This is a genomic window from Aestuariicoccus sp. MJ-SS9 (assembly GCF_032586235.1).
Classification (GTDB): domain Bacteria; phylum Pseudomonadota; class Alphaproteobacteria; order Rhodobacterales; family Rhodobacteraceae; genus Aestuariicoccus.
Genome location: NZ_JAWHTD010000032.1, coordinates 1 through 23,533, shown reverse-complemented (window position 1 = coordinate 23,533; position 23,533 = coordinate 1). Strand labels below are relative to the sequence as shown.

The 23,533-nt window shown below is 63.2% G+C and carries 22 protein-coding genes and 1 pseudogene; 18 read left to right on the top strand and 5 right to left on the bottom strand.

Features of this window, described 5'->3' with window-relative positions; translation table 11 throughout:
- Both RXV88_RS17545 and RXV88_RS17540 read left to right on the top strand, forming a co-directional pair.
- Nucleotides 1–1,452: a biotin carboxylase gene (locus RXV88_RS17545; protein WP_316294796.1), complete on the top strand. Its 1,452-nt coding sequence runs from the start codon at nt 1–3 to the stop codon at nt 1,450–1,452.
- Nucleotides 1,453–1,457: 5 nt separating this feature from the next.
- Complete coding sequence (locus tag RXV88_RS17540; protein ID WP_316294795.1) at nt 1,458–2,462, top strand: C45 family peptidase; 1,005 nt, start codon at nt 1,458–1,460, stop codon at nt 2,460–2,462.
- Between the two features lie 21 nt (nt 2,463–2,483).
- Here the strand turns inward: RXV88_RS17540 and RXV88_RS17535 are convergent, their stop codons facing one another.
- Nucleotides 2,484–3,560: a PLP-dependent cysteine synthase family protein gene (locus RXV88_RS17535; protein ID WP_316294794.1), complete on the bottom strand. Its 1,077-nt coding sequence runs from the start codon at nt 3,558–3,560 to the stop codon at nt 2,484–2,486.
- Nucleotides 3,561–3,760: 200 nt separating this feature from the next.
- On the opposite strand from RXV88_RS17535, the gene RXV88_RS17530 reads away from it, so the two are divergent.
- The 5 genes from RXV88_RS17530 to RXV88_RS17510 all read left to right on the top strand — a co-directional run bounded on the left by RXV88_RS17530 (nt 3,761) and on the right by RXV88_RS17510 (nt 8,305).
- Entirely contained in the window at nt 3,761–4,606 is an 846-nt protein-coding gene (locus RXV88_RS17530; RefSeq protein WP_316294793.1) for a MurR/RpiR family transcriptional regulator, read from the top strand.
- 207 nt (nt 4,607–4,813) lie between these two features.
- Nucleotides 4,814–5,794: a TRAP transporter substrate-binding protein gene (locus RXV88_RS17525; RefSeq protein ID WP_316294792.1), complete on the top strand. Its 981-nt coding sequence runs from the start codon at nt 4,814–4,816 to the stop codon at nt 5,792–5,794.
- Between the two features lie 23 nt (nt 5,795–5,817).
- Nucleotides 5,818–6,336, top strand: a complete 519-nt coding sequence (locus tag RXV88_RS17520) for a TRAP transporter small permease (protein ID WP_316294791.1) — start codon at nt 5,818–5,820, stop codon at nt 6,334–6,336.
- Nucleotides 6,336–7,622, top strand: a complete 1,287-nt coding sequence (locus RXV88_RS17515) for a TRAP transporter large permease (RefSeq protein WP_316294790.1) — start codon at nt 6,336–6,338, stop codon at nt 7,620–7,622. The genes RXV88_RS17520 and RXV88_RS17515 overlap by 1 nt, the downstream gene beginning before the upstream one ends.
- Nucleotides 7,622–8,305 carry an aspartate/glutamate racemase family protein gene (locus RXV88_RS17510; protein WP_316294789.1) on the top strand — a complete coding sequence of 228 codons (684 nt, stop codon included), beginning with the start codon at nt 7,622–7,624 and terminating at the stop codon, nt 8,303–8,305. Before RXV88_RS17515 ends, RXV88_RS17510 begins: the two co-directional genes overlap by 1 nt.
- Before the next feature lie 341 nt (nt 8,306–8,646).
- On the opposite strand, the gene RXV88_RS17505 is transcribed toward RXV88_RS17510, so the two are convergent.
- Complete coding sequence (locus tag RXV88_RS17505; protein ID WP_316294788.1) at nt 8,647–9,798, bottom strand: cytochrome c3 family protein; 1,152 nt, start codon at nt 9,796–9,798, stop codon at nt 8,647–8,649.
- A 161-nt stretch (nt 9,799–9,959) separates the two neighbouring features.
- Between RXV88_RS17505 and RXV88_RS17500 the strand changes: the two genes are divergently transcribed.
- From RXV88_RS17500 to RXV88_RS17460, 9 genes are read left to right on the top strand one after another with little or no spacing between them, the layout of a single operon-like run.
- A complete protein-coding gene (locus RXV88_RS17500; protein WP_316294787.1) occupies nt 9,960–11,231 on the top strand; it encodes a Na(+)-translocating NADH-quinone reductase subunit A in 1,272 nt (423 codons plus the stop codon).
- Nucleotides 11,228–12,010: an RnfABCDGE type electron transport complex subunit D gene (locus RXV88_RS17495; protein WP_316294786.1), complete on the top strand. Its 783-nt coding sequence runs from the start codon at nt 11,228–11,230 to the stop codon at nt 12,008–12,010. The genes RXV88_RS17500 and RXV88_RS17495 overlap by 4 nt, the downstream gene beginning before the upstream one ends.
- The gene (locus RXV88_RS17490) at nt 11,997–12,791 is read left to right on the top strand and encodes an FMN-binding protein (protein ID WP_316294785.1); all 795 of its coding nucleotides are present in this window, start codon (nt 11,997–11,999) and stop codon (nt 12,789–12,791) included. Before RXV88_RS17495 ends, RXV88_RS17490 begins: the two co-directional genes overlap by 14 nt.
- Nucleotides 12,792–12,794: 3 nt before the next feature.
- Nucleotides 12,795–13,460 (top strand): NADH:ubiquinone reductase (Na(+)-transporting) subunit D, encoded by a 666-nt coding sequence (locus RXV88_RS17485; RefSeq protein WP_316294784.1) that lies wholly within the window; start codon nt 12,795–12,797, stop codon nt 13,458–13,460.
- Nucleotides 13,457–14,071, top strand: coding sequence for an NADH:ubiquinone reductase (Na(+)-transporting) subunit E (nqrE, locus tag RXV88_RS17480; protein ID WP_316294783.1), 615 nt, complete (start codon nt 13,457–13,459; stop codon nt 14,069–14,071). The genes RXV88_RS17485 and nqrE overlap by 4 nt, the downstream gene beginning before the upstream one ends.
- Nucleotides 14,068–15,291 (top strand): NADH:ubiquinone reductase (Na(+)-transporting) subunit F, encoded by a 1,224-nt coding sequence (nqrF, locus tag RXV88_RS17475; protein ID WP_316294782.1) that lies wholly within the window; start codon nt 14,068–14,070, stop codon nt 15,289–15,291. The genes nqrE and nqrF overlap by 4 nt, the downstream gene beginning before the upstream one ends.
- Before the next feature lie 48 nt (nt 15,292–15,339).
- Nucleotides 15,340–16,272, top strand: a complete 933-nt coding sequence (locus RXV88_RS17470; protein WP_316294781.1) for an FAD:protein FMN transferase — start codon at nt 15,340–15,342, stop codon at nt 16,270–16,272.
- A gap of 13 nt (nt 16,273–16,285) precedes the next feature.
- Nucleotides 16,286–16,462, top strand: coding sequence for a hypothetical protein (locus RXV88_RS17465; RefSeq protein WP_316294780.1), 177 nt, complete (start codon nt 16,286–16,288; stop codon nt 16,460–16,462).
- Nucleotides 16,459–16,851, top strand: a complete 393-nt coding sequence (locus RXV88_RS17460) for a CBS domain-containing protein (protein WP_316294779.1) — start codon at nt 16,459–16,461, stop codon at nt 16,849–16,851. The genes RXV88_RS17465 and RXV88_RS17460 overlap by 4 nt, the downstream gene beginning before the upstream one ends.
- Before the next feature lie 156 nt (nt 16,852–17,007).
- Here the strand turns inward: RXV88_RS17460 and RXV88_RS17455 are convergent, their stop codons facing one another.
- Nucleotides 17,008–18,309: an MFS transporter gene (locus tag RXV88_RS17455; protein WP_410468838.1), complete on the bottom strand. Its 1,302-nt coding sequence runs from the start codon at nt 18,307–18,309 to the stop codon at nt 17,008–17,010.
- Between the two features lie 89 nt (nt 18,310–18,398).
- Between RXV88_RS17455 and RXV88_RS17450 the strand changes: the two genes are divergently transcribed.
- Entirely contained in the window at nt 18,399–20,171 is a 1,773-nt protein-coding gene (locus RXV88_RS17450; protein ID WP_316294777.1) for an SLC13 family permease, read from the top strand.
- 273 nt (nt 20,172–20,444) lie between these two features.
- On the opposite strand, the gene RXV88_RS17445 is transcribed toward RXV88_RS17450, so the two are convergent.
- On the bottom strand, nt 20,445–20,825 hold the full coding sequence (locus tag RXV88_RS17445) for a hypothetical protein (RefSeq protein ID WP_316294776.1): 381 nt from the start codon (nt 20,823–20,825) through the stop codon (nt 20,445–20,447).
- A 574-nt stretch (nt 20,826–21,399) separates the two neighbouring features.
- Nucleotides 21,400–21,774, bottom strand: coding sequence for a GNAT family N-acetyltransferase (locus RXV88_RS17440; RefSeq protein WP_410468839.1), 375 nt, complete (start codon nt 21,772–21,774; stop codon nt 21,400–21,402).
- Between RXV88_RS17440 and RXV88_RS17435 the strand changes: the two are divergent.
- Nucleotides 21,760–23,478 (top strand): annotated as a pseudogene (locus tag RXV88_RS17435) (DNA methyltransferase); the annotation flags it as partial. The gene RXV88_RS17440 and the pseudogene RXV88_RS17435 overlap by 15 nt on opposite strands.
- Nucleotides 23,479–23,533 lie beyond the last annotated feature (55 nt).

Sequence of the window (23,533 nt, the reverse complement as noted above, 5' to 3'; positions counted from 1 at the left end):
ATGCCGAAGAAGACACTTAAGAACATTTCCGAGATTCGGCGGTACTTCCACACCAACAACGACCCGATCTATTTCGTGTCGGCCACCAACTTCAACCTGCTCGGTCTCGACGAGTGGGTGAAGAACTTCAAGTATATCTGTTACATGGATTGCTTCGACGGCCGGCATCCCAACGTGCTGTGCCCCTCGGAACTGCCGCATGACGAGTTTCAGTCCATCGAAGACATCAACAACTATCTGCTGCAGCACAAAGAGGTGGTCGATTACGTCAAGGCGCGCGGCGGCAAGCCGAAATTCGTCTTCCTGATGTTCGACGAAAAGACCGAGAAGCTGGTCAAGGAGCTGGGCGGCGAGGTCTGGTTCCCCAAGGCCAAGCTGCGCACGCATATGGACAACAAGATCGAGACGGTGCGCGTCGGCAACAAGGCGGGCGTGCCCTCGGTGCCCAACACATTGTCCGAGGTCAAAAGCTACGAACACCTCCGCGAGGTCTGCGAAAAGGCCGGGCTGGGCCACGATCTGGTGCTGCAATCGGCCTTCGGCGACTCAGGCCACACGACGTTCTTCATCAAGTCCGAGGCCGATTTCCGCAAGCACGAGCACGAGATCGTCGGCGAGGGCGAGATCAAGATCATGAAGCGGATCGACTGCCGCGGCTCGGCGATCGAGGCCTGCGCCACCTCCGAAGGCACCATCGTCGGCCCGCTGATGACGGAACTTGTGGGCTTCAACGAACTGACGCCCTATCGCGGCGGCTGGTGCGGGAACGAGATCTTTTCGACCGCCTTCCCGCCCAAGACACGCCAGCAGGCGCGCGAGCTGACCTTCAAATTCGGGGAGCAGCTGCGCAAGGAAGGGTATCGCGGGTATTTCGAGCTCGATTTCCTGATCGACAAGAAGACCGGCGATATCTGGCTGGGCGAGCTGAACCCGCGCATCACCGGCGCCTCGTCGATGACCAACCACGCGGCCTTTGCCCATGCGGACGCGCCGCTTTTCCTGTTCCATCTGCTGGAGTTTTCGAAAAAGCCGTTCAAGCTGGATGTAGAGGAACTGAACGCCCGCTGGGCCGACCCGGACATGATCGACAGCTGGTCTCAGATGGTGATCAAGCACACCGACGACAGCGTGGACATCATCACCGGCGCGCCGCAATCGGGCATCTACAAGATGCTGCCGGACGGGCGTGTGGTCTATGACCGCTTCGACTATCACCGCCGCGCTGTGGAAACCGAGGACGAGGCGTTCTTTTTGCGCATCTCGGATATCGGCGATTACCGTTACGAGGGCGCGGATCTGGGGATCCTGGTGACACGCGGGCGGTCGATGACCAAGAACTTCCAGTTGACGGACAAGTCGAAAAAGTGGATCGACGGCATCAAGTCGGCCTTCTCGGCACGTCCGCTGCCCTCGGCGCAGGCTTTCCAGGACCCGGCGTTCAAGATAATGTAGGTGGCATGTCCCTGACCTTCAGAGCGATCTCGGAAGACGAGCCTGGCCCCAAGTGGGCCGGGCTCTTTGCCGAATACCGTGCCGCCTATCTCGCCTGGTGGGCGCGCGAGGGGCTGACCGGCCGGCCGACCTATCTGGAATGCCGCCGCGCGCTGGAAACCCACATGCCCGAACTGATGCCGATCTACGACCGGCTGTGCGAACTGGCCGGCGGTGGCGACGTGGAGGCGCGGTTTCTCAGCGTCTACTGCCCGCCGCGCTATCTGACCGGATGCAGCCAGGCGATCTGGTCGGGGGACGAGCCGCTGCTGGTGCGGAACTACGATTACAACCCGCACGCGGTCGACGCGGTGCTGTTGCGCACGCGCTGGCAGGGGCGGCAGGTCATCGGCATGTCAGACGGGCTTTTCGGCCTTGTGGACGGGATGAACGACGCGGGGCTGGTGGCTTCGCTGACCTTCGGCGGGCGGCAAGAGGCGGGAACGGGGTTCGGCGTGCCGCTGATCCTGCGCTACATCCTGCAGACCTGCACCACCACCGCAGAGGCCCGCCGCGTGCTGGAACGCGTGCCCTGCCACATGAGCTATAACGTCACGATCCTGGACGCCAAGCGCCGCTTTCTGACCGCTTATCTGGCGCCAGACCGGCCGCCGGTGATCACCCGTGCCGCGGTCGCCACGAACCATCAGGAACGGGTCGAGTGGAAAAGCCACGCACGCGTCACCGCCACGGTCGAGCGCGAGCGTTTTCTGCTGCAAAGGCTGACCCTGCATCCCGAAACGCAGGACCGTTTCGTCAGCGCCTTTCTAAAGCCGCCGCTGTATTCGCTGGCCTTCGACCGCGGCTTCGGCACGCTTTACACGGCGGCTTATCACCCGCTGCGCCACCAGGTCGAACTGCGCTGGCCGGGCACCATGTGGCTGAAATCCTTCGAGGACTTCGCCGAGGACACGACCACGGTGACCTATCCCACCACTTTCGAGGCAGCCTCGCCCGCGCCGATGCACTGAACCGGCGCGGGGTGGGGCGCGTTACTCGGCCGCCATCTGCGCCGAGGGTGTCGACATGGAAATCGCGCGTTCCTCGTCGGTCATCTCTTCCTCGACCCCTTCGAAAAGCGGGGTCGAAAGATAGCGCTCGCCGGTGTCGGGCAGCATCACCAGAAAGACCGAGCCCTCGGGCGCGGTTTCGGCAAGGCGCATCGCCACCGCAAAGGTCGAGCCACCGGAAATGCCGGTAAAGATGCCCTCCTGCGCGGCCAGACGGCGGGACCATTCGATGCCCTCGGGGCCCGGGATCGGCACCAGCTCGTCGTAAAAGGCGTTGTCCAGCGTTTCCTGCAGCACCCACGGGATGAAATCGGGGGTCCAGCCCTGGATCGGGTGCGGCTCGAAATTGGGATGGCTTTCGGTGGGCTGATGGGCCTCGTTGCGCGTGTTGACATAGCCCGAGCTGACGATGGCCGCGTTGGCGGGCTCGGTCAGGATGATCTTGGTCTCGGGCCGTTCCTTGCGCAGCACGCGCGCCACGCCGGTCACCGTGCCGCCGGTGCCATAGCCGGTCACCCAGTAATCCAGCTGTTTGCCCGCGAAATCCCCCAGGATTTCCTGCGCGGTCGTGTTTTCATGAATGGCCGCGTTGTCGGGCGTCTCGAACTGGCTGGCCAGGAACCAGCCATTCGCCTCGGCCAGTTCCTTGGCCTTGGTGTACATGCCGAAACCCTTCTGCGCCCGCGGCGTCAGCACCACCTTGGCGCCCAGAAAGCGCATCAGCTTGCGCCGTTCGACCGAGAAACTGTCGGCCATGGTGACCACCAAGGGATAGCCCTTGGCCGCGCAGACCATCGCAAGCCCGATCCCAGTGTTTCCCGATGTCGCCTCGACCACGGTCTGACCGGGCTTGAGCCGTCCCTCGCGTTCGGCCGACTCGATGATGTTGAGCGCCAGCCGGTCCTTGACCGAACCCGCCGGGTTGAACGCCTCGAACTTGACATAGACCGTCACGTGGTCCGGCGCGAGCCGGTTCACGCGGATGCAAGGCGTGTCGCCCACGGTGTCGAGAATACTGTCGTAGAGGCGTCCGCGCCCTTGTGTCTTCCGGATTGTCATTGCGTCCTCCCTCTGTTCGCTGCGGAATTGTGCCATACTCCGGGCGGGATTGATACATGGCGCTTTCGGTGCGGATGCGACCCTGCTTGCGCGGGGTGGCTGCATTTGCCGCTTACGTGCGCGCCGCCAAGACCTGCGATCCGCGGCGCTCTGGTCAGAAATCTGTTTACGCGCCTGCGCAAGCCACGCAACGTGCGCGAATGACCACTGATGCAAACAAACCCTTTCTGGCCCGCGTGAGCGATGCACTGCCAGAACTGAACCGCAGCGAGCGCAAGCTCGCCGATCTGGTTCTGGATTTTCCCGGGGAAATGGCCGGCTATACCGCGACCGAGATCGCCGAACTTGCCAATGTGTCGAACGCCACCGTGTCGCGGTTCGTTCGCCGGATCGGATATGCGTCCTTTGACGAGGCGCGCCGCGCGGTCCGCGACGAGCAGCGGGCCGGGACCGCGTTGCTGCGGTTTTCGTCGGATATGCCGACGGGCAACGGGGCGGTCGCGCGGCACTTCGAGACGTCGCAGCAGAACCTGGACCTGACCTACGGCGCGCTGGACGAGGCGGTGATCGACAATCTGGCGAAGGCGATGATCGCCGCGCCGCGGGTGTGGTTCATCGGGTTTCGCGCGGGGCAGGCCTTTGCGCAATATCTGGGTTGGCAGACCTCGCAGGTTCTGGCCAACGTCACCGTTCTGCCGCGCGCGGGCGAGACGATGGCCGAAAGCCTGGTTTCGCTGGCGGGCGGGGACGTGGTCATCCTGATCGCGCTGCGCCGCAAGCCGCGCCTGGTGGGCGCCGTCGCCGCGGCCGTCCGCGCCTCGAAGGCGGCGCTTGCGGTGCTGGAGGACAGGCCGGACCCCGCGTTGGCCGAGGCCGACTGGCATCTGACCTGCGCCACATCGACCAGCGGGCCCCTGATGAATCACGTCGGTTGCATGGCGGTGTGCAATCTTGTCGGCGCCCGCACGATCGAGCTTTCCGGTGCCTCGGGCCGGGGGCGCATGGCCGCCATCGAAGAAGCCCACAGGCGCTTTGACGAGTTGTGACGGTTTGTCGGGGACCGCGCCGAGCGTTCGCGCGGCGCACAAAATCAGTGACGCATGACCCTCGGTCTGCCGCATTTCGCGGCAGTTGAGGAGCCGCGTCGTGTAAACTCCCGGAAAAACATTTTTCATAGACTCGTCTTGTGGAAAATCAATTTCACGCAAGACACTCGAATCGTTCCGCCTCATCCCGATTGAAAGGACCGTGCCATGACCATTTCCCGTATTAGCCTATTCGCGCTTTGCAGCGCCGCCGTCCTGCCTGCCGCCGCGTCGGCGCAGGCGGTCATGCAGATCAACTCTTCGCTGCCGGAGGGTTCATTCGCGCATGTCTTCCTGCAGGAATACGAAACCCGCCTCGAGGCCGCGGCCCCCGGTGAAATCGACGTGCAGATCTTTATGTCCAACACGCTGGGCAAGGAAGAGGACGTGCTGCAGGGGCTGGGCTTCGGCACGCACCAGGCATCGCTTTCGGCCTCTGCGGTGTCGCAGATCAACAACCGCACCTCGATCTTCGATCTGCCCTATCTTTTCGAGGATCGCGCCGCCGTGCAGGCCTTCATCGACAGCCCCGCGGGCGAGATGCTGGCCGACGGGTTCGACGGCTCCGGCATGGTGCTGGCCGCCATGTGGGACAACGGGTTCCGCCAGATCACCAACAACGTGCGCTCCGTCGTGACGCCCGCCGACCTCGAAGGGCTCAAGATCCGCACGCCCACGAACCGCCAGCGGGTCGAGATGTTCAACACGCTGGGCGCCAACGCCACGCCGCTGTCGTTTGGCGAGGTCTATTCGGCGCTGGATCAGGGCACCATCGACGGGCAGGAGAACCCCGCCAACGTCGTCGATACCGCCAAGCTTTACGAAGTGCAGGGGTATATGTCGCTGTCCAACCACGTCTATCTGCCGACCTTCCTGGTGATCGGCGAGCCGTTCCTCGCCTCGCTTGACGCGGATCTTAAGGGCACCGTGATGTCGGTGGCCAAGGACATGGCGTCCTGGACCTTTGACTGGGGCGAGACGACAGACACCGAAACCATCGCCGCGCTGGCCGACAAGCTGGAGATCAACGAGATCGACTTTGCCGCGTTCCAGTCCGCCGCCGCCCCGCTTTACGAAAGCCCAACCTTCGTGGATGTCATCGGCGCCGACATGATCGCGGCGACCAAGACCGCGCTCGGTATCGAGTAAGCGGCGGGGCAGGGGCCATCTTCATGCGTCTGGATACGATCATAGCCACGCTCGACCGCTGGCTTGGCGCGCTTCTGGACGCGATGGTGGTGGCGCTTGCCGGTCTGCTGCTGCTGCTTCTGAACTGGGCGGTCTTCGCCCGGTTCGTCCTGAACGACAGCGTGTCCTGGGGCGAGGAGCTGCCCGCCCATCTGCTGGCCATGCTGACCTTCATCGGCGCGGCCTACCTGACCCGCACGAACGAGCATCTGGGCTTTGACGCGGTCCTGCGGGTGATGCCCGCGGGCCTGCAGCGGGCCGTCACCGCGCTGAACCTGATCCTGATGGGGGGCTTCGGCGCGATGCTGGCGTGGTACGGCGGCATCGCCGCGGCCAGTTTCGCGGGCCGCTCGCTGATTTCGATCGACGCGCCGATGCTGCTCTTTCGCGGAGCGATGCCGCTCGGCGGCGCGCTGATCGCGCTTTTCTGCGCCACCCGGCTGGTGGGGATCGTGACAGGCCGGATCGACCCGTTGGACCTTTTGCCCGAAAGCGACGCGTGATGTTTCTGGACCCCGGATGGATCATCCTGATCCTGCTTGTGACCCTGCTGATTGCGGGTCTTCCCATCGCTTTCGTGCTGGGGGTCACGGCGGCGGTGATGATCCTGCTCGACCCGGCGGTCGTGCCGCAGATCATCGGCCTTATCCCCTTCGGCGGGGCCAACAATTACCTGCTGGTGGCGGCGTTGCTTTTCATGATCGCGGGTGAGATCATGAACCAGGGCCGGATCGCGGAAAAGCTGATCGCCTTCGCCTCTTCGCTGGTGGGTCACATCCGGGGCGGGCTGGCGCATGTCAACATCCTGACCTCGCTCTTCTTTTCCGAAATCTCGGGCACCGCCACATCGGATGCCGCCGCCATCGGGTCGGTGATGATCCCGCAGATGCGCAAGCGCGGCTATCCCGCGGCCTTTGCCGCGGCGGTGACCTCGACCTCGGCCACGATGGCGATCATCGTGCCGCCTTCGCTCAACCTGATCCTCTACGCCTATGTCGCCAACGCCTCTATCGCCGAGCTTTTCGCGGCGGGCATCGTGCCGGGCTTTCTGGTCTGCGGGCTGCTCATGGGCACGGCCTATGCCATCGCGGTCAAGCGGGGCTACCCGACCGAGGGCGCCTTTTCGCTGGCCCGCGTGGTCGAGACGGGCAAGGATGCGGCGATCCCGCTGACGCTGCCGATCCTGGTGCTCGCGGGCATCCTTGGCGGCGTCTTCACCGCGACCGAGGCCGGGGCCATCGCCGCCTTCTGGTCCATCGTGCTGGCCATGGTGGTCTACCGAACCGTCCGGCTGGGCACGCTGGTGGATACGCTGCGCATCGCGGGCAAACGCTCGGCCATGCTGATGTTCATCGTGGCGACTTCGACCCTTCTGGGCTGGTATCTGACGAACCAGCGCATCCCGCAGGAGATCGCGCAGGGCATCCTGGGGATTTCAGAGAATTACTGGGTGGTGCTGCTGGCCATCAACGTCTTCTTCCTGCTTGCGGGCACGATCATTCACGGCACGCCCGCGATCCTGATGCTGGTGCCGATCTTTCTGCCGCTGGCCGATCAACTGGGCATCGACCGGGTGCATTTCGGCCTGATCCTGACGATCAACCTCGGGATCGGGCAACAGACGCCGCCGGTGGCGTCGGTGGTGCTGATCACCTGCGCCATCGCCAAGATCTCCATCGCCAAAATCGTACCGTCGATGCTGATGTTCATTGGCGCGATGCTGGTGGCGCTGGTGTTGATCAACCTCATTCCGGCGTTGTCGCTCTGGCTGCCTTCGGTGATCCTGTGATGCGGTTGCTGATCCTCAATCCCAATACGTCGCGCGGCGTGACCGAACGCATCGGAGCGGCCGCCGAGGCGGTGGCGCTGCCGGGCGATGCCTTCACGACGATCTGCCCGGCCGACGGCCCCGAACTGATCGTCACCGAGGCGGATGCCGAAGAGGCCAGACGCGCCGTGGTGGATACGGTCAAAGGCTACACCGCCCCCTGCGACGGCATCGTGCTGGCCTCGTTCGGCAATACCGGGGCAAGGGATGTACGCGCATTGCGGGGCGACATTCCGGTTTTCGGCATCGCCAGCGCGGCGTTCAGCGCCGTGCGCGCGCTTGGCGGCCCCTTCGGGATCGTGACCTTCGGCAAGGAGCTTGTGCCGGGCTTGCAGGCCCAGGTGGACGAATCCGGGCTGGGGCAGGCGCTCTTGGGGATTACGTACGTACCCGGCGACGATTTCGGCGACCCCGGGACCGTGCAGGATCGCTATCGCGACGACCTGGCCGCGCTCTGCCGGCAGATGTGCGCACGCGGCGCGGCGAGCATCGTTCTGGGCGGGGGGCCGCTGGCCGGCTTGGCAACCAGCCTCGCGCGGGACTGCCCCGTGCCGGTGATCGACGGCACGCAAGCGGCGATCAACCTGATGCGGACGCTGGTGTCCTCCCGGGCGGATGACGGCGGCCGAGGACGCGTCGGGTAGCGCATGAAACCCTGAACAGAACCACCTTGTGGACCCCGACCCACCAGAGCGTTCCACGCTCCAGAACGCGGGCTCCAGCGTATCCGCCACGTAGCCCGAGGGCCGGATCCCAGCCCGCTGCCGCCACGGCGGCGATCTGGAGAGCGTGGGCGAGGCCGGTGCGCATGGGTCATTTCTCCGCCGGGCCGCAAGTCGAAATACCGACCGACGATATCGCAGCGGCAGCCGGGGAACATTCTTATCGCTCTGGCACACAAGGGTTTAAGAGGGACGCACGGCGATGACGCCCCCATCAGGCATTCTGCCAGTTAAAATCCCGAACGATGACCCCGCACCCATGTTCAACGCCGAAGATCGAGGTCCTCCAGATCGATTCCGAGAGGGCCGCTCAGGTCCGCGATCGAGTCGTACAGAAGCTCGAGAGAATATTCGGGATTGTGGGCATAGTTCCCCGGATCCGCCGTGACCAGCTTCCAGTTGTAGGCGGTCCTCAGGCTTCGCGGTGTCCAGGACCCGTAGCGCACAGGCGCGCCGTCTTCGACGTCGATGATCCCATCGCCATTCGCATCTGAAAAGAAATACGGATACCGCGAGCCGTCGTAAATGACCGGCACGCCCACGACATCGCCGGTATAGGCCCGGATCATGTTCAGAAGCCTGCTGGCATTGGCGTCGATATCCGACCGGATGCCGACAGAGGTGTCGCCACTGCCATCGTAGCTTTGCCGGGCGATGCGGATGTCCCGGGGATTGTCGGCCTGATGACAGGTTGTGCACGGCTCGAAGGCCACCTCGAGAGTGTGCGGTTCGTGGCATGAGTTGCAGCTGGAAACCGGACGGGCATGGAAAAACCTTCCCGAGTATTCAAGACCATCATACTGATAACCCGCGCCGCCATAGCCGCCCAGCCAGGTCGCCCCTGCGGTCGCATAATGCGGGTTGATAAAGCTCAGTTCCGGACTTGGCTGATCCAGGTCCAGCGTTGCGATGGCTGTCTCGACGTCCACGCCGGCGCTGCGGCCTTGGTGGCAGGTCAGACAGGATGCCTCGACACCCTGAACCGGGTGTACCAGTCCGCTGGGGAAGGTAACTTCCTTGATATCGGCCAGCCCTGCGTTGTGGCACGTTCCGCAATCGACGACGCCACCTACATTGATGGGACCGTCGACCACACCCGCCTCGGTTCCGTCGAGCCCGTGGAAATCGCGAAACCCTTCGCCCGAGTGGCACGTCGCGCAGGCAGGGCGGATCTCGCCATCCTCGTCCCAATGACTGAACGCTTCGGCCGCCGAATTGGCATGCGCCGAGCGGAACCAGTCGGTGATCGCCTGATTGTTGTCGATGCTGATCTCTGCCGGGGTAAAGGGGCCGGATTTCGGCAGCGCGAATGGTATGATCGCTTCCTCATTTTCTGCGGTGTCTTCTTCGGCCTGGTTCTGACCCAGACTTGTGTTGGCCGATAAGGCGGCCGCAATCGCAATGGCCAGCAGCATTGAGGAACGGGTTGAAGTCAAAATCCTTGTCATATCGTCTCTCGCTGAAAAATTTTTGCGGTGCCTTCCAAGGGACCACAAATATGCTACGGTTTCAGCAATTTTTTGTAACTCCTTGAAGGCGGACGCCTGCCAGGGAGATGACGGGAGCCTGATTGGACATGGCTTTTCTCGCGTTCGGGGCAGGATTGACGCCAGATTTCCGCTCTCCGCCCGAGGTTTCGGAGATCGAGGACATCGTGACCGAAGAGGCGGCGGTCCGAACGCAAACCGGTCAATCGCTGCGGGTGACGCCTTTGGTGGCAGAGAACGACTTTGTCGCAAAAGGCGCCGCCGTCGCGTGCTTGCGCCATGCGCCCGACGTTTGTTTCGTTGCCCCATTTGCGGGACGGGTTGGGAGGGTTTCGCTTTTGCCGGGCCGGAAACTGTCGGAAATCGTGCTTTTCCGGGAAGAGAGCGACGCCGTCGAACACCACGATACGGACAGGGCAGCGACCCCGGGCGGCCTGCAACGTCTGATGCAAAGCGCCGGTTTCTGGCCCAGGCTCAGGCGGCGGCCCTTTGGCGGCATGCCCGATCACGCCGAAACGCCTGCGGCCATCCTTGTCATGGCAGCCGATACGCGTCCCTTCGCCCCCGATCCCCGCCTCGCTCTCAAGGGGCGCGAAGAGGATCTCGCCCGGGGACTGGCGGCGCTGGCCCGCTTGACGGCAGGCCCGGTCTTTTTCTGCCGGACAGCCGGCCCCCCGATGCTCGCCGGCATGTCCGGGGATGCCAGGATACACGAGGTCATCTGCGGCGCGCGCCACCCCCAAGGCTCTGCGGGCATTCGTATCCACCAGCTTTTTCCAGCCGGTCTGGATGCGCCGGTCTGGGACGTACATGCCGAGGACGTCGCGGCCCTGGGGGCTCTGTTGGCGCGCGGGACATTGCCGATGACCCGGCTCGTCCATATTTCAGGCAGCGCGCTTCGCAGGTCGTGCTGGGTCCGCACCCATCCCGGCGCCGACCTGAGGCAACTGACGCAGCGCATCGTTCTGCCAAGCCCGCACCTGCTCATGTCCGGATCGCCCTTGGACGGGCATGCGGCACGCTGGCTTGCGCCGCGCCACCGGCAGGTCACTGTGCTTCCCCGCGCCGAGACGTCGCCGCGTGCCGCGCATTGGCTGGTGGCGGCGTTGACGAGGTCGGTGGTGGGACGACCGGCGATTCCGACGGCGGCCTTGACCCACGCGTTCGGCGCCGTGCTGCCAGCCACGCCATTCGTGCGCGCGCTCAGCGCGGGCGACGACGAGACCGCGATGAAGCTGGGTGTCCTGTCTCTGCTTGAGGAGGACATCGCGCTCGCCGACTATGTTCTCAGCGAAGGCGGTCAGCTCGCCGCCGAGCTTCGCGGCATGCTGGACCGCATCCAGAACGAGTTCGCAGCATGATCCGCGGACTTTGGAACCGCGAGACGGTCGCCGCGATTCTCCTCGCGGCGTATCTGCCGATAGCGCTGATCTGGGTGGGGCACGAGGGCAAAGAGGCCTTTTCAAGGCTTGGCCTCTCGCTTCTTGTGGTTGCGATTTGGCATCTCGTTTTCATGCTGGCCCGCGCGCAGCCTCCGTCGCTTTACGGTCTTGCGACAGCACTTGCCGTGGCCATCCTGGCGCCTGAGGAAATTGGCGTGTTTCGCATGGCCCTCGCGCTCAGTTTCGGCGTTGTCATGGGGGAATTGGTCTTTGGCGGCTGGGGGCGGAACGTGGTCAACCCGGCGACGGTTACCCTGTCTTTTCTTGGCTTCGGATTTCCGTCATTCGAGTGGCCGGTTTTCGATCTGCCGGTCGCCTGGGCCGCGATTCCGGCCGCACTGATCGGGATCGCAACAGGAACGATGCCGGTATCGGTGTTGATGGGTGCGGGGATCCTGGGGGCAGGCGCCGTTGCCGCTGGATATCTGTCCGAACCGGTGGTGGTGGCCTCGGCGATTGTGCTTGTCCTGCTGGTTGCCGATCCCGTCACGAGCGCGTCTACATCGCTGGGCCGCTGGCTCAACGGCGTAGTTTTCGCCGCTCTCGTGGTGCTATTCGCAAACGGCTGGGCCGGGGCCGCTGGGGTGCAGATCGCCGTGGCCGCGGCTTTCCTGTCTTCGCTTTCTGCACCGCTTCTGGATGAGGCCGCGTTGTCCGTATGGGTCGCGCAACGGAGGAAACGCCATGGCCGATCATGATTGGAACCCGCTCCGGCGCATATTGGCGCTGCCCAACGAAAGCCGGGCCAAGACGCTTTTCATCGCCTTCCTGGTCTCGGCCGTTTGTGCCGCGCTTGTCAGCAGCGCCACGGTCTATCTGCGCCCGATCCAGGCGGCCAACCGGGCGGCCGAGGAAGAGGCCCGGATCACCGCGCTGGTCCGTGGGATCCCCGGCATGGCGACGCTGTTAGAGAGCTCTGGGGGCACGCTTTCCACTGTCGTCATCGATCTGGAAACCGGCCGTGCCGCGGCAGAGGTGGCGCCAGAAACCTTGAATGCGGCGCTCGCCGATCCTGACAACTGGACAGTGCTCGATGCCGGGCAGGATCTGGCCGGGCTCGGTCAACGGCCCGATTTCGTGCAGATATTCCTGCTTCGCGAAGGTGATCGCATCTCGCTGGTGCTTCTGCCGATATCGGGTCAGGGCTATGGCGGACGGATCGACGCGATACTGGCGCTCGGGGCTGACATGAACACGGTCGCGGGTCTTGCCATCACTGGCCAGTCCGAAACCCCGGGTTTGGGAGGCCGGATCGAAGAGCCCGCCTGGCTGGCGAGCTTTCCCGGCACGAAGGTGGCGGATGAACGCGGCGACGTGCGCTTCAGGGTCGCCCGCGGACCGGGCTCCGGGGAGTATGAGGTCGACGGGATCACAGGCGCGACACGAACCGGACGGGGCGTCACGCACATGGTGCGCTTCTGGTTGGGTGAGGATGGATACGGGCCCTTTCTGGAGGCCGTCAAAGACGGGGAGTTTTGAGCGATGGGCGAGCGCATTGACTTCCGGGCCACGCTCACGAACCCGCTGATCCGGCAAAACCCGGTGACGCTTCAGATCCTCGGCTTGTGCTCGGCCCTTGCGGTGACGACGACCTTGGCCACCGCCGTGACCATGTCGCTGTCGTTGACGGTCGTTCTGACCCTTGCGGCCGGCCTTGTCAGCCTCATCCGGCGGCATATTCCCGACACCATCCGGCTTATCATCCAGATCCTGATCGTCGCCTCTCTGGTGATCGTGATCGATCAGGTCCTGCAAGCGTTTTTCGCGGATATCAGCCGGGCGTTGTCGGTCTATGTCGGGCTTATCACGACCAATTGCCTCGTTCTTGGCCGGACAGAGGCCTATGCCCGCCATCATTCGCCAATGCCCGCGATGGTCGATGCGTTCGGCAATGGTCTTGGGTATTCCTTCATCCTGATCGTCATAGGCGCCGTGCGCGAACTCTTCGGGAAAGGCGAATTGTTCGGTTATGGCGTGCTGCCGATGGCCGATGCCGGAGGCTGGTTCACACCGCTCAGCCTGATGTTGCTTGCGCCATCTGCCTTCTTCCTTCTCGGTTTTCTGGTCTGGACGGTGCGGAGCCTCTATCCGGATCAGGTCGAGGCGCCCGAGCACACGCCGCCCCTTGCGACGGGTCCCGCGGAATGACCGGGCTTGGGACCCTTTTCCTGGCGGCCGCCTTTGTCGACAACATGCCGCTTACGTTGTTTCTGGGTCTGTGCACCTACTTGGCTTTGTCGAAACGTCCGGAATCCGCCATTGGGCTCGGTATCGCCATGACCGGCGTTCTGGGGCTTACTGTTCCGCTCAATCATCTGATCTACCACGGGTTTCTGGCGCCGGGCGCCTGGGCCTGGGCAGGGCTGCCGGACCTCGATCTGTCCTATCTCGCCCTGATCGCGTTCATTGGCGTGATCGCGGCATCGGTGCAGCTTCTCGAAATGGTGCTCGACCGTTTCTTTCCGGCCATTCACCGGGCGTTTGGCGTGTTTCTGCCGCTTCTGACCGTACAATGCGCCATCCTTGCGGGAAGCCTGTTCATGGTCGAGCGCAGCTACACCTTATCGCAATCCGTTGTATTCGGGCTTGGAAGCGGCTTTGGCTTTGCGGTGGCGGTCGCCATGCTTGCTGCGATCCGGACGAGGCTGGCCTATGCGCATCTTCCCGACGGTTTGCGCGGGCTCGGCATTGTCTTCGTTCTGGCCGGTCTGATGTCGCTCGGCTTCGCCTCATTCGCGCAAATGGCGGCGGCGCAATGACAGAGGCACTTCTTGGGACATTCACAATCGTGGTCCTGATCGTCGGGCTGACAAGCGGGTTGTTGATGGTGCGGCGGCGGCTTGTGCCCGACATCGAGCTCGACGTCGTTGTGAACAATGACTTTCACATAGCAGCCAGACGCGGTGACCGCTTGCTGGGTGTTCTGCAAGGCGCCGGGATCGCGATCCCGGCGGCCTGCGGCGGTTCGGGGACCTGCGGTCTCTGCCGGGTCAGGGTGACTGGCGAAGGCGCTGGCGAGGCGCAGGCGACCGAACGCGGCGTTCTGTCGTCCAGTGACCGTCGCGCCCATATGCGGCTTGCCTGCCAGACAAGCCTGCGTGGAGATTGCGCGGTCGAGGTGCCGGACGACATTCTGAGCGCTGGCGGAGGCTTTGTCTGCAAGGTCGTTTCGACCCGGATGCTGGCCCCGCTCATCCGTGAAATCGTGGTCGATCTTCCCCAGGACCGATCGTCGGAGTTCCGCGCCGGCGACTTCATGCAAATCACGGCCCCTCCTTACCGGCTCGATTTCGCCACGTTGGACATTCCGCCGGCCTTTCGCGACTCCTGGGAGATCGCGGGCTGGCGGGCGCTGCGCGTTACGTCGGATGCCGAGGTCACGCGCGCCTATTCGCTGGCAAGCCGTCCACAGGATGTCCGGCGGGCAGTTTTCAACATCAGGCTCGCGGTTCCGCCCGCGGGGAAAGAGGATACCATCCCTCCGGGGCGCGTTTCATCGTGGCTGTTTTCGGTTCAGCCGGATGACGAGATCACGCTCTCGGGGCCGTTCGGCGAATTTCATGTGCAACCGACGGATCGCGACATGGTGTTTGTGGGCGGCGGTGTGGGTATGGCGCCGCTGCGCGCGATGATCCATCAAGAGCTGTCGCGCGGCACGACCCGCCGGATCTGGTATTTCTACGGCGCGCGGTCCGCTGCTGACCTCTTCTATTCGGAAGAATTCGCCGAGCTTGCCCGCCGCCACCAAAACTTCACCTGGATCCCGGCATTGTCCGATCCCGCGCCGGGGGATCGCTGGACCGGTGCGACAGGCTTTATCCACGAGACGCTGCGCGCCCGGATGGCGGCACATCCCGCGCCTGAAGAGTGCGAGTATTACCTTTGCGGCCCGCCGGTCATGATTTCGGCCGTCCTGTCGACGTTGGGACGTCTGGGCGTGGAACCCGCCTCGATCTTTTATGACGATTTTGGAGCCTGAGCGATCATGACGATTCGATATCATCCCTCACGGCGCGCCGCGCTTGGCATGATCGGCGCCGCCTTGGCCATGAACAGCGCTGCGGCGGCGACTGACGTCGAACTGGTCTCGGGCCGTGCCTTCGGAACCGGTTGGCAAATCGTGGCACCTTTGGGCGCTGGCATCGCGCGCCTGGTTCCTGACATCGAGGCGCTTTTCGACGATATCGATCGGCGCTTGTCACCGTGGCGGGCCGACAGCGCGGTCAGTCGATTCAATACCGGCCCGGCGCGCATTCACGCACGCGACCCCGCGCTTGCCGTGGTTACGGCGGCAGCGCTGGAGATCGCGCGCCAAAGTAAAGGCGCCTTCGATCCGACGGTCGGTCCGCTTGTGGCGCGATGGGGGTTCGGCCCGATCAACCACGGAGGCGAACCCGATTGGGAGGCAATCGGCGTGGGGCCCCACGGGGTCACCAAGGACCGTGCCGATCTGACGCTCGACCTTTGCGGTATCGCGAAGGGCTGGGCGCTCGATCGGGCGGCGCGGTTGTTGCAGGGCGCCGGGGTCCAGGATGCGCTGCTCGATCTTGGCGGCGAACTGATCGCGCTCGGCTCACACCCCGACGGACGGGAATGGCAGGTGGCTGTCGCGTCGCCCATCGCATCGGGGCCGGTTGTCGGCGCGCTTCGCCTGCCGCGCGGCCGTGCCGTGGCCACCTCGGGTGTTCGGGAACAAAGCTATGTGCTCAACCCGCGCCGCTATAGCCATATCATAGATCCGGCCACTCATGAGCCGGCGCGCGGCGGGCTGGTCTCTGTCACGGTTGTTGCACCCGATGCAATGGCCGCCGACGGCTGGGCGACCGCGCTTTTTGCGGCAGGTGGCGTCGCTGGCCCGCGGCTGGCCTTGGCGGAAGGTATCGACGCCCTGTTCCTGAGCGAAGCCCGCGGCGGCCTGCGGCAAGTGGCGACTGGCCGGATATCGGAGTTCATGCTGTGAAGGATAAACACCCATGATGGAGTTCCTTTTCACCCTCGCGATCCTCGTGCTTGTGGCGGGCGGTCTTGGTCTCGGGCTCGTGCTGAACAAGCGTCCTGTGCGGACAAGCTGCGGCGCGGCGGAGAGTGCCGGAGGCCAGTGCGCCGATTGTCCCCTGAAACGGCGCGCCACGGCAAAGGCACAGCCATGACGGAGTTCCGGGTTGGCGCCATCCTGCGCGACGATATTCCCACCCTCTCTGCGGAAACCCCCATCCGGCGGGCGGTCGCTGTCCTGGTGGATGCGGGCGCTGCCGCCGCCCCGGTTCTAAGCGAGGATGGACAACTGATTGGCATTCTGACCCAGAAAGACTGTTTCACGCCGGCGCTCCATGCGAGCTATCATCGGGAATGGACCGGGCAGGTGGGCGATTACATGTCGCGCGAGGTGATCACCGTCGATGTGGACGACGAAGTGATCCGTGTCGCCGAGATGTTCATTCAGCACCGTCACCGCGTTTTCCCGGTCTTGAATGCCACCAGCGTCGTGGGGGTATTGCACCGCTCGGACGTCCTCGCGCTTTTGATGCGCATCGGCTGAGGGTGGCTTGGTCTGCGGGTTCGGCGGTTCACGCTTCGTGGGCCCTGCGGAAACGGCCAAATTTCCTGAGCGTTGTCTGGGTCGAAAAGGGGCCGCCGTGCGCATTCGCCGACGATTCTAGCGGATGGTTGGCGCGGCGCGAACAAGCCCCGGCGCTTACTCTTTGCCAGTCGGCTCGGCACCAGCTTCGTCCATAGCGGCTCTTTGCTCATGATCTGCATCGAGCTCCGCCTGGTCGGCGCCGAGGGCCACCGTTTCGGGGGTCGAGGCGCGAGCAAGCGGATTCGCCCGGAACACCCCCTTGTCGGCTGCGGAAACAGCGGGCGCGACCCGCAGCCTGAGCAGCGCGAAAAGGACGAGCGAGATATGCGCCAGGCCGGTGACGGCAAAGAGCGCGGCCGCACCGACAGAGGCCATCGCAAAACCCGCAGCCGTCGGTCCGATGATCGAACCGATTCCGAAGACAAGCAGCAAGCCCCCGCTGACCTGAATGAAATTACCCGGTTCGGCATGATCGTTAGCATGCGCCACGATCACGGGATACATCGCGAATACCGTTGCGCCGAACAATGCGGCCAGGGCCAGAGCGACGCTCGGGTTCGTCACGCCGACGAACAGGAACAAGGCATCGGCGAAAATTGCGATGACCGTGATGACAACAAGAACCTTCCGACGGTCGAACCTGTCGGACGCAATGCCGACGGGGATTTGGCTCGCCGCTCCGGCCAGGATCGGAATGCTCGCGAAAAGCGCGATTTCGCCAAGCGACAGACCGATCCGGGCAGCATAAACCGCGGCCAGGGTCCCAAAGGACGCATTCGAGATCCCGACCATCAGAACGGAAAAGACCGCAATTGGCGAGTTGCTCCAGAGCTTGCGCAGATCGAGAGAGACCTGGGTCAGCGGCCACGGCGTGTTGGTGGCGCTGATCGCCGTGGGCAGCAAGGCCAGGCAATAGACCATCGCCGCAAGCACAAAGAAGAAATAGCCGTTTGCATCGCCAAGTGTCAGCACCATCTGGCCCGCGGTCGTCGCGGCGAGGTTGACCATCGTGTAGATGCCGAACACACGCCCGCGCGTTTTCGCGTCGGCTCTTTCGTTCAGCCAGCTTTCCACGATCATGGCCGCCCCGGCAAAACAGAAGCCCGACAAGGCCCGAACCGGGATCCAGACCCACGGGGTGATCAGCACCAGCGACAGCAACACCGCGATCGCCGCGATTGCGCACATGGCCCCGAAGGCCCGGATATGGCCCACGCGCGCGACCAATGCAGGTGTGCGCAGGCAGCCTCCGACATAGCCGACCGCCCAGCCGGTCCCGAGCAAGCCCAGCGAAGCGGCCGTGAACCCCTCTGCCTCGCCGCGGACCGGAAGGATCAGAGAGTTGACGCCACCGGCAAAGAGAAGAAACGCCGAGCCCATCAAAAGGGCGGTCAGGGGAAGCAGGCTCCGAAACATCCTGCGAGAATAGACTGCATGGCTTCGGTTGAAAATCTGTAAGGCGATTGCCCCTTTTTCCCTGCATCGAACCGGTTATGGTCAGGGATATGTCGACAGAACTCATTTTGATCTTCGTGGTTCTCGGAGCGGTTTTCGTCGTGCTGGTATGGGGCCGCATCCGCTACGATCTGGCAGCGTTCGCGGCGCTGATCCTCGCCACGGCCCTCGGGCTTGTGCCATCGCAGGATGTCTTTTCGGGGTTTGGACATTCCGCCGTCGCGATCATCGCGCTTGTTCTCATCGTCAGCAGGGGGCTGTCGGCCTCCGGCGCCGTCGAACTCATCGCGATGCGCCTTGTCGATCCCGCGCGCGCGCTTCCCCTTCATATCGCCGTGCTGGCGACACTCGCCGCCGGGCTGTCGGCGATCATCAACAACGTGGCCGCGCTTGCACTTCTCATGCCTCTTGATGTCGAGGCGGCGGAAAAGGCGAAACGCGCTGCCAGCCAGAGCCTTATGCCCCTGTCCTTTGCCACGATCCTCGGCGGCATGATCACACTGATCGGGACGCCGCCCAATATCGTGATATCCGAGTATCGCCAGGATACGCTCGGCGCACCTTTCGCCATGTTCGATTTCGCCCCGGTCGGCCTGGCCGTCGCCGTCGCGGGTATTGCCTTCGTCTCTCTGGTCGGTTGGCGGCTCTTGCCGGCGCGGGCCTCGCTCGCCGCGTATGGGGCGGAACTCAGCAAGGGGCGGTACCTGGCCGAATTGCGCATAGGAGAGGCCGCCGACGGGGAACTGATGGTGCGCGATCTCTACCCCCAGGCCGAAGCCGCCGATATTCATATTCTCGGCCTGATCAGAGGCGGGCGCAGGCGCCCCGGCACGGCCCATCGCGAAGTTCTGCGCCCCGGCGATTTCCTGGTCGTCGAAGGCGATCCCAAGGCGATCGAAAGCTTCATGGGGAAGGTCAAACTCGATTTTGCCGGTTCCGAGAAACACGAGGGCGGTGTCACATCGACCGGGCTTGCACTGGTCGAGGCCATTGTTCCCGATGGTGCGCGGATACAGAACCGGACCGCCCTCGAGCTGCGTTTGCTGCAACGTCATTCGGTCACGCTTCTGGGGGTCGCGCGTGGCGGACAGAGATTTCGTGACCGTGTCAGGAATCTGACGATACGCAGCGGAGACGTGCTTTTGTTGCTTGGCACGCCTGAGCGCATCGATGCTGCCACGGAATGGCTGGGCGTGCATCGGATCGAGGGGCGCAAAACCGAGGTGATGCAGCGTGGGAAAGCCGGGCTGTCGGCGGCCATTTTCGTTTTGGCCATCGCTGTTGCCGTGTTCGGATGGCTGCCTTTGTCGGTTGCCCTTGCGGCCGCGGTCGTGGCTTTTGTCGCGTTCGGTCTGGTCGGCCCGCGCGAGGTCTATTCGTCGATCGAGTGGAAGGTCATCGTGCTGCTGGCAAGCCTTATCCCCCTTGCAGAAGCGTTCGACGCGTTCGGCGGGGCCGACCTGATCGCAGGACAGATCGTGGATCTGACCGAGGGCTACCCGGCCTGGTTTGCCCTTCTGGCGCTGATGCTGGTCACGATGACGATGTCGGACTTGCTCAACAACGTTGCGACAACGCTGATCGCCGCACCCATTGCCATCTCGATGGCCGCATCCACCGGAACGAACCCCGACACCTATCTGATGGCGGTCGCAGTCGCGGCATCCTGCGCCTTCCTCACGCCCATCGGGCACAAGAACAACACCATCATACTCGGCCCCGGAGGATACCGTTTCGGCGATTATTGGCGCATGGGCCTGCCGCTGGAAATCGTCGTACTTGCCGTTGGCGTCCCTGCGATACTGCTGTTCTGGCCGCTGTGACGGAGCTTTGCCTTGCGCGATCGAACGCGAAGCGCGCGCCCCAAGAGCATGCGTCCAGCCGCTCGGGTCCTGCTCGTTGAGGACCTGTCACGCTTGATTACGCGGCCTGCGCCTCGAAGGCCAAGGGGCTTTTCCAGCCCGGAACTGCGTGCCGACGGCGCGGATTTTGGAGGCCTTCGATGGCTGCAAAGATCGCCAGCCCGGCGGGTCGGCCGTCCTGCCCGACGTTCTGACCGGGGAAGGGTAGGCGACCTCGACCTTGCCCAACGCCGCTTACCTCAGATCGAAATTGGCGGAACCCGCCATGTCGATCACCACGCCCCAAACCCAACCATCATGCGGCGCGGAATCCAGCATCCCGGCGGCGGTGAGGTAATCGGGGGCCGTGGTCAGCCGATGCCCCGGATGCGCGGTGCCTTGCGGGTAGATCACGGCAAAGGTCAGCCGCCCGGGCCTGTGCATTACCTCGCCGAGAAAGGCGCGGCCCTCGGCCTCGGTCATGCCCTCGGGTGCGGTGTAGGCCATCACGCGGTTGCCTTCCTCGGACTTGAAATACCCGACCTGATCGGGGCGCGGGGTGCCCGAGCCGCCGCCGAATGCCAAAGCCCCGGCCAGCACCAAGCCCGCCAAAGCGAAAAAGCCGCGTTTCTTCATGCCGTACCCCGCAAATCGTAACGCAATAACCGATGCACTGCATATGATTAGAAAGTTGCCAGGGTCGATAGTCTCGGATTGTAAAGCGCCGTACTCCAGATCGCGAGGGTTGCGCCGATGGCCAGCATGGTTAGCACTGCATCCTGTATGCGCGTCAAGATCGACGGCGGCGTGATATCCGAAGCAACATCTGACGGCGATCTGCGCCAATTTTGAGGGGCATGATTTTCGCAGTCAGTCCAACACCGATGGTGCGGTTCCTGCTGAGGAAACCGTTCGGGATATGGCAAATCCGTTCAAGTCGAAAGCGCGCAAAACTTGTCTAATCCATCGATTAAAATTGGATTCAAAAATACCCACGCTTTTGGCGTGGGGTGTATCTGGCGGAGCGGACGGGACCGGGGTCCAACGTTCTCCAACTTAGGTCATTGATCCTAATGGATTGAGGAGCGCCGCCTTGTGTCGCGCACTTTGCGCATTTGGACGGGTCCTGCAGGAAGACGCATCCCCCGAAATTATGAGTGTTTCCAGCGAACTGCTTCAGAGCCCCCGTGCCACCCGTGCAAGACTGGCGTTACAATGCTGCCTCCTGGGCCTCGGCACCCTCATCAAGCTGCTTTTCCATCGAATAGTTGTGGATCATCACACCGCGTAGCTCGAACGCCCGGCGCGCAATCAGAAGAAAGCCCTCGCGCAGAAAAAAGCGGCGTGCGGCCTCGCTCGCCTCGATGGTAAGCCGTGTGATACCGGCTGCGATGGCCTGTGACCGAGCATGTCGGAACAGGGCCCTGCCGACGCCCGATCCCGCGAAATCGGGGGGACAATAGCAGCAATCGATGTGACCGTCCGCCTCGAGCTCGATAAACGCCACGGGCACATCATCGTTCGATACGGCGACCGTGACCGTCCTGCCATCCGAGACCCTCGCGTGGAAATGCTCTGCCGTAATCGGTGCCGGGCTCCACGCATCGACATATCGGCATTGGCCGAGCAGCTTTTCGATGCAGAAGAGTTCCCGTTCGCCTTTCTTGAAGCCTTCGGTAACAAACCGGCCACGATCAAGCGTCTGCGCGCTGGCGCGTCGAACAAGTCCGACCAGGGCGGCGTTCTTCAGACCAACAACATCCATCTGAAGGTTTGCGGGGCAGGGGAGGTCACAACCACCCTGGCGCAGCTCAAGGCAAGCCCGGCTACCGCCAAGGCTAAGGCGAAATTCGTCCTGGCCACCGATGGCACCGATCTTGAGGCCGAAGACCTGGCCACGGGCGAGACGATCGCCTGCGCTTTTGGAGACTTCCCCGATCACTTCGGGTTCTTCCTGCCCCTCGCAGGGATCAGCACGGTCAAGCAAATACGAGAGAGCGCCTTCGACATCAAGGCGACGGGGCGTCTCAACCGGCTCTATGTCGAACTCTTAAAGGATAACCCTGAATGGGGCTCCGCCGCACGCCGCCACGACATGAACCACTTCATGGCGCGGCTGATCTTTTGCTTCTTCGCCGAAGACACCGACATCTTCACGGAAGCAGATCAGTTCACCGGCACGATCGAGCGCATGAGCGAGAAGGACAGCTCGAACACCCATGAGGTCATCAGCATGCTCTTCAAGGTCATGAACACCAAGACGGCCGATCGCGCCGCCGCGGGCATCCCCCGTTGGGCAAATGCCTTTCCCTATGTCAATGGCGGGCTGTTTTCGGGCGGAACGGACGTGCCGCGCTTTTCCAAGATCGCGCGTTCTTACCTGCTGCACATCGGCAATCTCGACTGGACCAAGATCAATCCCGATATCTTTGGCTCGATGATTCAGGCCGTCGCCGATGACGAGGAACGTGGCGCTTTGGGGATGCACTACACATCCGTGCCGAACATCCTGAAGGTGCTCAATCCACTCTTCCTCGATGACCTGCGCGAGAAGCTGGACGAGGCAGGGGACAATCCCCGCAAGCTTCTCAATCTGCGGGGCCGCATGGCCAAGATCAGGGTCTTCGACCCCGCCTGCGGCTCGGGAAATTTCTTGGTCATCGCTTACAAGGAAATGCGGGCGATTGAGGCCGAGATCAACAAACGGCGCGGCGAAGCTGATCGGCGCACCGACATCCCGCTGACCAACTTTCGCGGGATCGAGCTGCGAGACTTCCCCGCCGAGATCGCGCGGCTGGCGCTGATCATCGCTGAGTATCAGTGCGACGTAACTTATCGAGGGCAGAAGGAGGCGCTTGCCGAGTTTCTGCCGCTCGATGCCATGAACTGGATCACCTGCGGCAACGCCCTGCGGCTCGACTGGCTGAGCATCTGTCCGCCCACGGGAACGGGCGTGAAGCATCATGCCGACGACCTATTCATGTCACCCGTGGATCAAGCCGAGATCGACTTCGAGAACGAAGGTGGGGAGACCTACATTTGCGGAAACCCTCCGTTCAAAGGTGCGCGCAAACAGGAAGCACAAGAAAAAGAAGACCTTGAGCGCGTATTCGGAAGCATCACGTCTAAATGGAAAAACGTCGATTACGTTGGCTCTTGGCTGATGAAAGCTGCTTTGTACAACGACAGTTGCCACGCACCATTTGCATTCGTTGCGACCAATAGCCTTTGCCAAGGACAACAAGTCCCCATCACCTGGGAATTGTTGCTAGTCACCCGGAACCAAATTTGCCATCATTGATTTGAGGCAATTCGGGGAGGCGTTGATGCGGGGCCGGGCATCG

Coding starts and splice junctions, on each gene's coding strand:
- RXV88_RS17545 (WP_316294796.1), top strand. CDS start 1: ATGCCGAAGAAGACACTTAAGAACATTTCCGAGATTCGGCGGTACTTC.
- RXV88_RS17540 (WP_316294795.1), top strand. CDS start 1,458: ATGTCCCTGACCTTCAGAGCGATCTCGGAAGACGAGCCTGGCCCCAAG.
- RXV88_RS17535 (WP_316294794.1), bottom strand. CDS start 3,560: ATGACAATCCGGAAGACACAAGGGCGCGGACGCCTCTACGACAGTATT.
- RXV88_RS17530 (WP_316294793.1), top strand. CDS start 3,761: ATGACCACTGATGCAAACAAACCCTTTCTGGCCCGCGTGAGCGATGCA.
- RXV88_RS17525 (WP_316294792.1), top strand. CDS start 4,814: ATGACCATTTCCCGTATTAGCCTATTCGCGCTTTGCAGCGCCGCCGTC.
- RXV88_RS17520 (WP_316294791.1), top strand. CDS start 5,818: ATGCGTCTGGATACGATCATAGCCACGCTCGACCGCTGGCTTGGCGCG.
- RXV88_RS17515 (WP_316294790.1), top strand. CDS start 6,336: ATGTTTCTGGACCCCGGATGGATCATCCTGATCCTGCTTGTGACCCTG.
- RXV88_RS17510 (WP_316294789.1), top strand. CDS start 7,622: ATGCGGTTGCTGATCCTCAATCCCAATACGTCGCGCGGCGTGACCGAA.
- RXV88_RS17505 (WP_316294788.1), bottom strand. CDS start 9,798: ATGCTGCTGGCCATTGCGATTGCGGCCGCCTTATCGGCCAACACAAGT.
- RXV88_RS17500 (WP_316294787.1), top strand. CDS start 9,960: ATGGCTTTTCTCGCGTTCGGGGCAGGATTGACGCCAGATTTCCGCTCT.
- RXV88_RS17495 (WP_316294786.1), top strand. CDS start 11,228: ATGATCCGCGGACTTTGGAACCGCGAGACGGTCGCCGCGATTCTCCTC.
- RXV88_RS17490 (WP_316294785.1), top strand. CDS start 11,997: ATGGCCGATCATGATTGGAACCCGCTCCGGCGCATATTGGCGCTGCCC.
- RXV88_RS17485 (WP_316294784.1), top strand. CDS start 12,795: ATGGGCGAGCGCATTGACTTCCGGGCCACGCTCACGAACCCGCTGATC.
- nqrE (WP_316294783.1), top strand. CDS start 13,457: ATGACCGGGCTTGGGACCCTTTTCCTGGCGGCCGCCTTTGTCGACAAC.
- nqrF (WP_316294782.1), top strand. CDS start 14,068: ATGACAGAGGCACTTCTTGGGACATTCACAATCGTGGTCCTGATCGTC.
- RXV88_RS17470 (WP_316294781.1), top strand. CDS start 15,340: ATGATCGGCGCCGCCTTGGCCATGAACAGCGCTGCGGCGGCGACTGAC.
- RXV88_RS17465 (WP_316294780.1), top strand. CDS start 16,286: ATGATGGAGTTCCTTTTCACCCTCGCGATCCTCGTGCTTGTGGCGGGC.
- RXV88_RS17460 (WP_316294779.1), top strand. CDS start 16,459: ATGACGGAGTTCCGGGTTGGCGCCATCCTGCGCGACGATATTCCCACC.
- RXV88_RS17455 (WP_410468838.1), bottom strand. CDS start 18,309: ATGTTTCGGAGCCTGCTTCCCCTGACCGCCCTTTTGATGGGCTCGGCG.
- RXV88_RS17450 (WP_316294777.1), top strand. CDS start 18,399: ATGTCGACAGAACTCATTTTGATCTTCGTGGTTCTCGGAGCGGTTTTC.
- RXV88_RS17445 (WP_316294776.1), bottom strand. CDS start 20,825: ATGAAGAAACGCGGCTTTTTCGCTTTGGCGGGCTTGGTGCTGGCCGGG.